This window comes from Saccharothrix sp. CB00851, assembly GCF_001905065.1.
Lineage (GTDB): Bacteria > Actinomycetota > Actinomycetes > Mycobacteriales > Pseudonocardiaceae > Actinosynnema.
Window position 1 is genome coordinate 1 of sequence record NZ_LWLC01000057.1, and the last position, 10001, is coordinate 10001.

Genomic DNA, 10001 nt, shown 5'->3' on the forward strand with positions numbered 1-10001 from the left:
CGCACTTTCAAGCGGCCTGAACTGATGATCACCAGGGCTCTCCTTTGAGACAGGTGGTGGAGACGGCAAGAACGACGATCGGCAACGTTGCCTAAAGTTTCGATCCGCTCCACGAAACATGTCAATGCTCCGGATGCCCGAGGACTGCCCGCACAGTCTCAGATGGCGATTGCGGTATTCAGCGAAGACAACCGCCTCAGCTTGATCGAGAAAGCTCGCCGGCAGCCGGAGCGTGGAGCCAAAGGTTTCCCACGCGGGGCTCCACGACTCGCGCCACGACGACCGGAGGGATCCACCTGCGGGCGAAACAAGAAAAACGCCGCTCCCGCATTCGGGGTTCCGGCGCTCAACACGTTCTTCGGCACTACCGCCAGTCGACTTGAGCGGTCCAGGGCGGCTTCACCTGATCGGACTAGCACGGTTCCCGCGATACGTGCCCGAGGAGGACGGGTTACCGCGTCCGATCGGGGGTATCCAACCGCTCCCTGGCCCGACAGCCGTGGAGGCCGTGATGGGCAGCCTGGTGGGTGCGCAGGCTCCGACGCTCGGGGTCGAGGAGGAGTTCCTGCTGGTGGACCCCGGGACCGGGGCGCCGGTCCCGCGCGGCGCCGAGGTGGTCGAGGCCGCCAGGTCGCGGTTCGCGGTGGACCTCGACGTCGAACTCGCCCAGGCGCAGGTGGAGACCCGCACCCCCGTGTGCCACGACCTGGCCGACGTGCGGCGGCAGCTCCTCGGTCTCCGACTGGTGGCCGCCGAAGCCGCCCACGCCCTCGGCTGCGGGCTGCTCGCCGTCGGTGCGCCACCGGTCGGCGGACCGGCCGGGCCGACCAACGTGGGCGAGCGCTACCACCGCCTCACCGAGGACTACCGGCTGCTCGCGGCCGAGCAGTCCATCTGCGGCTGCCACGTGCACGTCGCCGTGCCGGACCCCGAGACCGCGGTGCAGGTGTGCAACCACGTGCGGCCGTGGTTGCCGGTGATCGGGACGTTGACCGCGAACTCACCCTTCGCCCACGGCGTGGACACCGGCTACGCGAGCTGGCGCTCGGTGGTGTGGTCGCGCTGGCCGGGCGCCGGTCCGCCGCCGTACTTCGAGTCGTTCGCGCACTACGAGTCCACTTGCGACGTGCTGCTCGCCGCCGGTGCCGCCCGGGACCGCCGGATGATCTACTGGGACGTCCGGCCGTCCTCGCACCTGCCGACGGTGGAGGTCCGGGTCGCCGACGTCGCGGCCACCGTGGACGAAGCGGTGCTGCTGGCCGGCTTGGTGCGCGGGCTCGTGTGCACCGCGCTCGCCGATCTCCGACGTGGGCTGAGGGCGCCCGCCGTGCCGACCGAAGTGTTGCGCGCCGCCACGTGGCGTGCGGCCCGGGACGGCATCACCGGCCTGTCACTGGACGTGCTGTCTGGCCACCTCGTGCCCGCACGCCTGCTGCTCGACCGGCTGCTGCACCGCGTCGAGGACCACCTCGACGACGTCGACCTCGTGCGGCGACTGCTGTCCACTCTGGACACCGGCGGTGGCGGCGCGGACCGGCAGCGGTGCGCCTTCGCCCGCGCGGGCCGGATGTCCGACGTGCTCGACCGACTCGCCCGCGACACGTTGGCCGGGGCGGAGACGTGGACCGGCGGGCCGTTCCGGCGGACCGCCTGATCAGCCCGCGTCCGGCCCGGCCCTGGCCAGGCGGAACAACGCCGTGCGGCCGGCGAGCAGGAAGACGCGGGCGGCCTGCACGTCACCCGCGGCGGCCTGGTCGTCGGCGTCGCGCAGGAAACCCAGCGCGGCCGACACGGGACCGTTCGGCGTCCGGTCGGCCAGTTCCCGCAGGCCCTCCCGCACCGGCGCGACAGCGGCCGCGTACCCGGCGAGCACCCTGGTGATCTCCTGCCGGGCGTCGGCGTGGCGAGGATCGAGGCGCAGCACGGCTTGCACCGCGCAGTCGACCGCGACACGCAGCACGGCGACCGGATCGTCGTCCACCGGAACCCCTTCCTCGCTCACGGAAAGCAAGGATAGATCACGATCCGTAGCGCGGCATGTGCTCAGCGCGTCCGGTGGACACGGTGTGTGCACACGCCGGTCTGGGGGTACCCCATCCTGCCAACGCCGTTTGAAATAGGCAGAGCGGCCGGAGCGCTGGGGGCGACCACACGTGACGCAGACCGACAACACACCCGCGGCCAGAATCGTCGTCGACCTGAACACGCCGGTGCCGCCGCTGGCCCAGATCCGGCAGTGGCTCGCCACCGTGCTGGCCGACCTCGCCGAAGACCTCTTGCAGGACTTGCTGCTGGTGTGCACGGAACTGGTGTCCAACGCCTACGACCACGCCTGCGCGCCACGTCGGCTGCGCGTGCGGCGGGCGGGTGATCGGGACGCCCTGCGCGTCGAGGTGGACGACGGCAGCCCGGACAGCCTGCCGGTCACCGGTGCGTCCCGGCTGGGCGCGTTCCGGGGCCGGGGGCTGATCATGGTGGACAGCCTGTCGCGCCGTTGGGGCACCCACCGCGGCACGGAGTGCAAGACGGTGTGGGCGGAACTGCCGCTGTCCTGAGCTCGGCCCGCCTGCGCTGCGTCGGCCCAGGCTCGACAGGCCTCATGCGACTTGGTTATGGCAACGGGTCTTGGACGCCCGGCCGCGGGTGGCGGCACGATCGCCGACCATGAGCCAGGAAACAGCTGATCGACCCACCCGTCGGACCCTCCTGATCGGCGCCGGCGTCACGGCGGGCATGGCGGTGACCAGCGGCCGGGCGGCCGCGACGGCCACCCACCCCGACCCGGTCGCGGTCACGGTCCAGATGGCCGTCCGGTTCGACCTGAAGCAGTGGGACCTGCTGCCGGACGTGTTCACCACCGAGGTGTGGATCGACTACACCGGCCTGGTCGGCGGCACGCCGGGCACCGTCGCCGCGGCCGACCTCGTGGCGGGCTGGCGCGCGAACCTCGGCCACCTGGCCGCGACCCAGCACCTGCTGGGCAACCAGGTCGCGCACGTCGAGGGTGCGCGGGCCCGGGTCACCGCCGACTTCCAGGCCACGCACCGCGACGGCCCGCTGGTCGGCGGCCGGCTGTACGCGCTGGGCGGCCGGTACGACTACCGGCTCACGCGCACCGGTCGCGAGTGGCGGATCGGCGCGGTCACCATGACCCCGGTGTGGGAGTCCGGCGACCGGACCGTGATCGGCCTGCCGGGGTGATCAGAAGCTGTCGGCCGCGGTCAGCTCGTGCTCGAACGCGTCCGCGGCGGCGACGAGCAGCATCAGCGGGCGTTCGAACTCCTCGCGGACGCTCAGGTCCTCCAGCGGCACGGTGTGCTTGAGCAGGGCGACGTCGTCCACCACGGCGGCGCCGCCGACGGGCGAGGTGCCGGCGAGTTCGAGGAACCGCTTCAGGTCGATCGCGTCGGCGCGGCCGACCGGCGAGGAGATCTCCACCCAGGCCACGCCGTCCGACTCCGGCACGTGGTGCACCGAGACCTGCTGGGTCCGGTCCTGGTCCAGGTCGAGCCGGAAGCGCAGCCAGCTGTCGGTCTCCTCCAGCACCTCGTACCGCGTCCGGACATAGTTGATCACGTCGATCCAGCTGGTCACCGTAGTTGCCTCTCGCCCCTGCTCACGCCACGCCGCCCCTTCGCCGCACACCGTATCCGAACCACCCGGCGACACCGTGGAGATCGGCGGAGGACGCGTCCGCGATCGGAACACCCCCGGTACACGGATCGAGGTCGCGACCCGGTGGCCGCGACCTCGATCGGTGTCCTGCCGACCGCGCCTACCGCCAGGTGATGTCCGACGGCGAGTAGAAGCAGTTCCTGCCGTCCGCGCCCTCACCGATCTTCTTCGGCTCGGAACCCTTCGGGACGCCCTGGTACTTCTCGCAGATCGTGGCGTCGCCGTAGACGGTGATCCGGGAGAAGCGGGCCGTGTCACCCCAGTTGGTGTTGATACCGGCCAGCACGTCGGTGTTCCGCGCCGTCACGCCGTCCATCACCACGTGCCGCTGGTACGAGCTGGAGCAGTTCCCGCACGCCCGGTACAGCTTGCCCGCGCCGTCCACCTGGAAGTTCCGGATGGTCAGCGTGCCGGCGCCGTTGTGCTGGAGCACCTTGTCCGAGGCCTTGCGCGCACCGCCGCCGTCGATCAGGTACGTCGCCGACGAGCTGGACGACTTGAACGTCGCCGCGTCCTCGCCCACGTCGTTCCACCACACGTTGCGGATCGTGCACGAACCCTCGCAGTGGATGCCGTCACCCGCCGGCGCGTCGATGATCACGTTCTCGATCGTGCCGCCGTTGGCCACCACGAACATCGGGTCCTGGCTCTCACCCTGACCACCGTCACCGATGCCGTAGTACCGCTTCATCCCACCGTTGAAGTACGAGCCCACGTTCCGCGTCGTGGTCTGGTGCACGCTGCCCGTGTCCGACGGCCACGGACCACTACCGTCACCGCCGCCAGGGTTCGACGTCGTGGTGGTCGTCGTCGTGGTCGTCCGGGTCGTGGTCGAGGTGGACGTCGAGGTCGACGTGGAAGTCGACGTCGGGCCGCCGTTGCTCGGCGTGAACGTCCACTGCTTGGTGGCCACGCTGTCGCACGAGTTCTGCTGCACCAGCGCACCGGCGGAGGTGGAGTTGTCCTTGATGTTCATGCACTTGCCGCCGTTGGTGTTGACCACGCGGTAGTTGCTGCCGCTCGCGGTGAACGACCAGGTCTGGGTGGCGGTGCCGCTGCACGCCTGCTGCTCGATCGCCTTGCCCGCGGAGGTCGACGCGTCCCGGACGCCGAGGCACAGGCCGGCCGCCGACTTGATCGCGAAACCACCGCTGACCGCGCTCACCGTCCAGACCTGGCTGCCGGAGGTGCCACACGAGGCCTGCTGGAGCTGGACGCCGCTCGCCGCGCTCGCGCCGGGGACGTCGAGGCACAGGCCGCTGCCCGCGTTCTTGATCTTGTAGGTCCCGGCGCCGACCGCCGCGCCCGCCGGTGTCGCACCCGGCCAGGCGAGGAGTCCGGCGGCGAGCGCCGTGGCACCCGCCGCCGCGACCAGGCTCAGCCGCCATCGGGTGCCACGCGCGTGCCGCGTGGATCGACGGTGATCCGCTGTGCTCATCAACAACTCCACTTCTCACTTCCCGGGACGCCGAGGTCGGCGTTCACCGATTCCGGCAGCGCGTTTCCGGAAAGACCGCATTCACCAGTGTGAAAATTACCGGAAATCGCTTTCCAGCGGGATGTTAGAGGCAGCGGAAGCAACAGGTCAACGACGGTTTTCGAGCACTTCGCCCACGCCACTGTCGAATACCGTCGAACACCGAGGTAGTCGACGTTCGAGGTGATCAACCGCCAGCGGCCGGCAAATGCGGCTGGTCATATTCGTGAACCGCGCCGGCCAACCGGGGTCACACTTGTGAACAAACGGTCAGGCAATGAACTTTTGCCGACTCACCGCAGGTCTTCTGATTCCGGCATCTCGGCGCCGCAGCGGGAGCACACCGCGCGCGCCGGCCCTTCGGCGAGCAACCCGCAATCCGGGCACACGCGCGACAGCCAGCACACCGGGTCCCCGGCCGGGACCGGGCCGACTTCCGCATCCGATCCCATCATCGCCCCCCAGTCCGGCAAGCACCCTAAACAGGACTGGAGAATACCGCTTTTGCTACCGTCCGACCATGCACCTCATCCGGTCCACGGACATCGCGCTGCGCGTGGTGATGCTCCTGGCCACCGACGGCGGGCGGCTCACCGTCGACCAGCTCGCCGAGGCGCTCGACGTGCCGACGCCACCACCTGGCCAAGGTCGTGCAGCGCCTGCAGCGGCACGGTTTCGCGGCCACCTCGCGCGGTCGGGCCGGCGGGGTCGGGGTGCCCGCCTCGACGCTGGACACGTCCGTCGGCGCCATCGTCCGCGCGTTGGAGGGTGACCGCGAGGTCGTGGACTGCGACGGGCCACCGTGCCCGCTGCGCGGCGGCTGCCACCTGCGCAGCGCGCTGCGCACCGCCCAACTGGCGTTCCTCGCCGTGCTGGACGACGTGACCGTGCGTGCCCTGGTGGCCGAACCGGCGGGTCCCGTACTGCTCGACCTGGTCCGGCCAGGCGGCACGGCGTGACCCGCGACCTGACCGGCCGGGACGACGCGCTGGCCGTGGTGACCGAGTTCTACCGGCGGGCGTTCGACGACGCGCTGCTCGGCCCCGTCTTCCGCGACGTGGCCAGGCTCGACCTGGCCACGCACCTGCCGGTGATCGCGGACTTCTGGGCCACGGTGCTGTTCCGGGCCGGCACGTACCGCCGCAACCTGCTGCGCGCGCACCTCGACCTGCACGAGCGCTTCCCGTTGACGGCCACGCACTTCACCCGGTGGCTGGCGCTGTGGGCGGACACCGTGGACGGGATGTTCGCGGGCGAGAAGGCGGACCTGGCGAAGGCGCAGGCGGAGCGGATCGCCTGGTCCATGATCCGTCGGCTGCGCCGCGAGGACGCGAGCGAACTGGTCACCATCCGGCCGCGGGAGCAGGCCGAGGAGCGCTGACGGGCCGGCGGTTACGGTGTGCTGTCGGTTCCGAACAGAGGTTTGCCCATGATCAGGTTGGACCGCCTGGTGAACGTGCTGGGTGGCTACGGCGTGCGGTTGGCGTGCTGCCCGGTGCCGCGGTCGACGGAGTTGCGCAGCGTGGTGATGCGCGAGGCCGACGACGCGCGGGCGGTGGGCGGTGACGTGTTCCTGGCCGTCGGCGCCGAGTCGGTGGTCCAGGCCGTGGGGTGGGCGGTGGCGGCGAAGGCGGCCGTGGTCCTGCTGCACGGCGAACCCGATCGGGGGACCGCGACGATCGGTGAGGCCGAAGGCGTCGCGGTGATGCTGGTCGACCCGGCCGTGTCGTGGAGCCAGCTCGCCGGCGTGGTCTACGGGCTCGTGCTGGAAGGCCGGGAGACGGAGTCGGGCCGCGGCCCGACGGACCTGTTCGCGTTGGCCGACAGCCTCGCGGGCGCGGTCGGCGGTTCGGTGACCATCGAGGACCGGCTGTCGCGCGTGCTGGCGTACTCCAGCTCGCAGCAGGGCGCCGACCCGGCCCGGTTGGAGACGATCCTCGGCCGCCAGGCGCCGCAACGGCTGCTGGAGCTGTTCGAGGACCGCGGTGTGTTCGCCTACCTGGCGTCCTACGACGAGCCGCTGTTCGTCGAGGAGGACCCGGAGCACGGGCTGACCGGGCGCATGGTCGTCGCCGTCCGCGCGGGCCGGGAGCTGCTCGGTTCGGTGTGGGTGACGTGCGGCGTGCCGTTGACCGGCGCCCGGTGCACGGCGTTGGCCGACGGCGCCCGCACCGTGGCGCTGCACCTGTTGCGCTCGCGGGCCAGCGCCGACCTGGAGCGGCAGGTGGAGTCCGACCTGGTGATCCGGCTGCTGGAGGGCACCGCGGACGCCGCCACGGTGGTCAGCAGGCTCGGGTTGCCGCAGGGGCCGTCGCGGGTGATCGCGGTCCGGGCGCACATCGCCGCCGAACGGCACGCCGCCCTGCTGCTCGCGTTCGACCGGGCCACCACCGGTTTCGGCTGGTCACGGCCCGGTCGCAGCACCCTGTCCGGCAACACGCTCTACACCGTGCTGCCGGGTGAGCAGGTCAGCGCGGCCCGCGAGTGGGTGGCCCTGCTGCGGGCCGCGCTGCCGGCGCAGGTCACCGTGACCGCCGGGATCGGCGGCACCGCCGCCGCGGCCGACCTGCCCGCGAGCAGGCAGGAGGCCGACGAGTGCCTGGCGCTGCACGAGGCGCGCACACCGGGCGCGGTGCCGCCCGCCTACGACGAGTCGTGGGACGACATCCTGCTGCAACGCCTGCGTGCCGCCGCGAGGGCGGGCCGCACACCGGCCCGTGGCCCGGTCGCCGAGCTGCGGCGGCACGACGGCGACCACGCCACCCACTACGTGCCGACGCTGCGCGCCTGGTTGGAGGCCCAGGGCGACCTCGCCCAAGCGGGCGAACGGCTCGGCGTGCACCCCAACACCATCCGCTACCGGCTGCGCAAGATGGCCGAGGTGACCCCGCTCGACCTGGACGACCCGCGCAAGCGGCTCGCCATGATCATCGACCTGGCCGCCGCCGACTGACTGTCGGTTCCCGACAAGACCGCCCACCGGAATTGTCGGCGATGGACAACAGCCTGGTGGGGCACCCGCGCGATGCTGGCTTCGACAGCAGTTCGGCTTGAGGTGTGGAGGTGGTCATGGTCGACGTCGGGCGCAGCGACGGCGGGCCGCGGTCGGCGGTCGTGGTCGGCGCGGGCATCGTGGGCCTGTCGACCGCGTGGTTCCTGCAGGAACGAGGCGTCGAGGTGACCGTGCTCGACCGCACGGGCGTGGCCGCCGGCGCGTCGTGGGGCAACGCGGGGTGGGTCGCGCCGGGCCTGACGATCCCGCTCAACGAACCGTCCGTGCTGCGCTACGGCCTGCGGTCCCTGCTGAACCCGACCGCTCCGCTGCACATCCCGCTGTCGGCGGACCCGGGGCTGTGGTCGTTCCTGGCCCGGTTCGCGGCGAACTGCCGGTGGTCGTCCTGGACGCGGGCCGTGCGCGCCAACCGGTCGCTCAACGCCGAGTGCGTCGAGGCGTTCGACGTGCTGACCGCCAACGGCGTCGAGGCACCCACGGTCGACGCGCCGATCACCGCCGGATTCGAGAACGCCGAGCAGGCCCGAAGCCTGCTGCACGAACTGCGCCGGATGGCCGACGCCGGTCAACCGGTCGAACACGCCGCACTCGACCGCGACCAGCTGCACGAACTCGTGCCCCTCGCCTCACCCGCCCTGACCACGGGTGTGCGGATCGACGACCAGCGGCACCTCGACCCCGGCGGTTTCGTCCGGGCACTGGCTCGGGCCGTCCAACACCGCGGCGCGACGATCCGCGTGCTGGAGACCATCGACATCCACTCCCACCGCCAGGGCGTCACCGTGCACACGCGCCAAGGCGAGACCGTGTCCGCCGACGTGGCCGTCGTCGCCACCGGCGCGTGGCTCTCCCGCCTGGCGACCAAGTGGGGCGTCCGCGTCCCGGTCCGCGCGGGCCGCGGCTACTCGTTCACCGTCCCCGTCGACCGCCCGGTACCCGGCCCGGTCTACCTGCCCGCCGCACGGGTGGCGTGCACGCCCTACCAAGGCGCGCTCCGCGTCGCCGGCACGATGGAGTTCCGCGATCCCGACGCACCCGGCGTGGTGGCCCGCCTGGAGGCCATCACCGCCTCGGCCCGCCCGCTGCTCGACGGCGTGCGGTGGGAGAAGCGTCGTGACGTGTGGGTCGGCCCACGCCCGGTCACCCCCGACGGGCGTCCACTGATCGGCGAGGTCCTCGCCCGAAGCGTGTACGTCGCGGGCGGGCACGGCATGTGGGGCCTGGCCCACGGCCCGATCACCGGCAGGCTGCTGGCCGAGCAGATCACCACCGGCAAGCAACCGGACGCGTTGCGCCCGTTCGACCCACTGCGCTGAGCGGCCCACGTGGACGGCCCCCGCGACCAGCTCACCGGCGACGAACGCGCCGAGCTGCACCGACTGCGCGCCGAGAACACGTTCCTGCGCGTGCAACTCGACATCGTCACCCGCATCGCCACCGGCTACGCCCGCGACGTCGACACGATCCTCCACCTCCGCACCCGCGACTGACCACGAGCCAACCACCCCGTCCGAGGAGCCGGCGCCGCTGGACCACCCGGCACCACGGACACCCCGCCGTCAGGGCGGCCCACTCCTCCCGCCGGCCGCCCTGACGGCACCCCACGGTGTGGGTACGGTGCGCGGGGGCGGCCTACGCGGGTTCCGGTGTGCCGGGTTCGGTGGTTCGGGACCACATCGGACCGCAACGAGACCGCAAAGGCTCGATTTTACATGGGGTTCGGGTGCTTTAGGCTGGTCGAAGCCGGCAGGCCTGGCGGGACGCTTTTCCCCGCCGGGCCTGCCGGGTTTGGCCTGCCTGGAGTGCCCGTAAGCTTGATCTTTAACCTCGGGGTTG

The 10001-nt window shown here is 71.7% G+C and carries 11 protein-coding genes; 8 read left to right on the forward strand and 3 right to left on the reverse strand.

All coding sequences use genetic code 11. The annotated features are described in order from the left end of the window. Positions 1 to 511 precede the first annotated feature (511 nt). Entirely contained in the window at positions 512 to 1654 is a 1143-nt protein-coding gene (locus A6A25_RS38360; protein ID WP_073898929.1) for a carboxylate-amine ligase, read from the forward strand. On the opposite strand, the gene A6A25_RS38365 is transcribed toward A6A25_RS38360, so the two are convergent. Further along, positions 1655 to 2002, reverse strand: a complete 348-nt coding sequence (locus A6A25_RS38365; protein WP_143193691.1) for a hypothetical protein — start codon at positions 2000 to 2002, stop codon at positions 1655 to 1657. A 151-nt stretch (positions 2003 to 2153) separates the two neighbouring features. Here A6A25_RS38365 and A6A25_RS38370 point away from each other — a divergent pair, with 151 nt between their 5' ends. After that, the gene (locus A6A25_RS38370) at positions 2154 to 2555 is read left to right on the forward strand and encodes an ATP-binding protein (protein WP_073898933.1); all 402 of its coding nucleotides are present in this window, start codon (positions 2154 to 2156) and stop codon (positions 2553 to 2555) included. 109 nt (positions 2556 to 2664) lie between these two features. Next, on the forward strand, positions 2665 to 3201 hold the full coding sequence (locus A6A25_RS38375) for a nuclear transport factor 2 family protein (RefSeq protein WP_083669010.1): 537 nt from the start codon (positions 2665 to 2667) through the stop codon (positions 3199 to 3201). Here the strand turns inward: A6A25_RS38375 and A6A25_RS38380 are convergent, their stop codons facing one another. Both A6A25_RS38380 and A6A25_RS38385 read right to left on the reverse strand, forming a co-directional pair. Then, positions 3202 to 3594, reverse strand: coding sequence for a hypothetical protein (locus A6A25_RS38380; RefSeq protein ID WP_073898935.1), 393 nt, complete (start codon positions 3592 to 3594; stop codon positions 3202 to 3204). It lies immediately after the preceding gene. 181 nt (positions 3595 to 3775) lie between these two features. After that, a complete protein-coding gene (locus A6A25_RS38385) occupies positions 3776 to 5113 on the reverse strand; it encodes a pectate lyase (RefSeq protein ID WP_073898937.1) in 1338 nt (445 codons plus the stop codon). Positions 5114 to 5802: 689 nt separating this feature from the next. Here A6A25_RS38385 and A6A25_RS38390 point away from each other — a divergent pair. From A6A25_RS38390 to A6A25_RS45110, 5 genes are all read left to right on the forward strand, one after another. Beyond that, complete coding sequence (locus tag A6A25_RS38390) at positions 5803 to 6111, forward strand: RrF2 family transcriptional regulator (RefSeq protein WP_241829145.1); 309 nt, start codon at positions 5803 to 5805, stop codon at positions 6109 to 6111. Further along, positions 6108 to 6533 carry a group III truncated hemoglobin gene (locus A6A25_RS38395; protein WP_073898939.1) on the forward strand — a complete coding sequence of 142 codons (426 nt, stop codon included), beginning with the start codon at positions 6108 to 6110 and terminating at the stop codon, positions 6531 to 6533. Before A6A25_RS38390 ends, A6A25_RS38395 begins: the two co-directional genes overlap by 4 nt. Positions 6534 to 6581: 48 nt before the next feature. Further along, positions 6582 to 8105: a PucR family transcriptional regulator gene (locus A6A25_RS38400; protein ID WP_073898941.1), complete on the forward strand. Its 1524-nt coding sequence runs from the start codon at positions 6582 to 6584 to the stop codon at positions 8103 to 8105. Between the two features lie 116 nt (positions 8106 to 8221). Continuing rightward, positions 8222 to 9481, forward strand: coding sequence for an NAD(P)/FAD-dependent oxidoreductase (locus A6A25_RS38405; RefSeq protein ID WP_073898945.1), 1260 nt, complete (start codon positions 8222 to 8224; stop codon positions 9479 to 9481). 9 nt (positions 9482 to 9490) lie between these two features. Then, positions 9491 to 9655 (forward strand): hypothetical protein, encoded by a 165-nt coding sequence (locus A6A25_RS45110; protein ID WP_198933012.1) that lies wholly within the window; start codon positions 9491 to 9493, stop codon positions 9653 to 9655. The last annotated feature ends 346 nt before the right edge of the window (positions 9656 to 10001 follow it).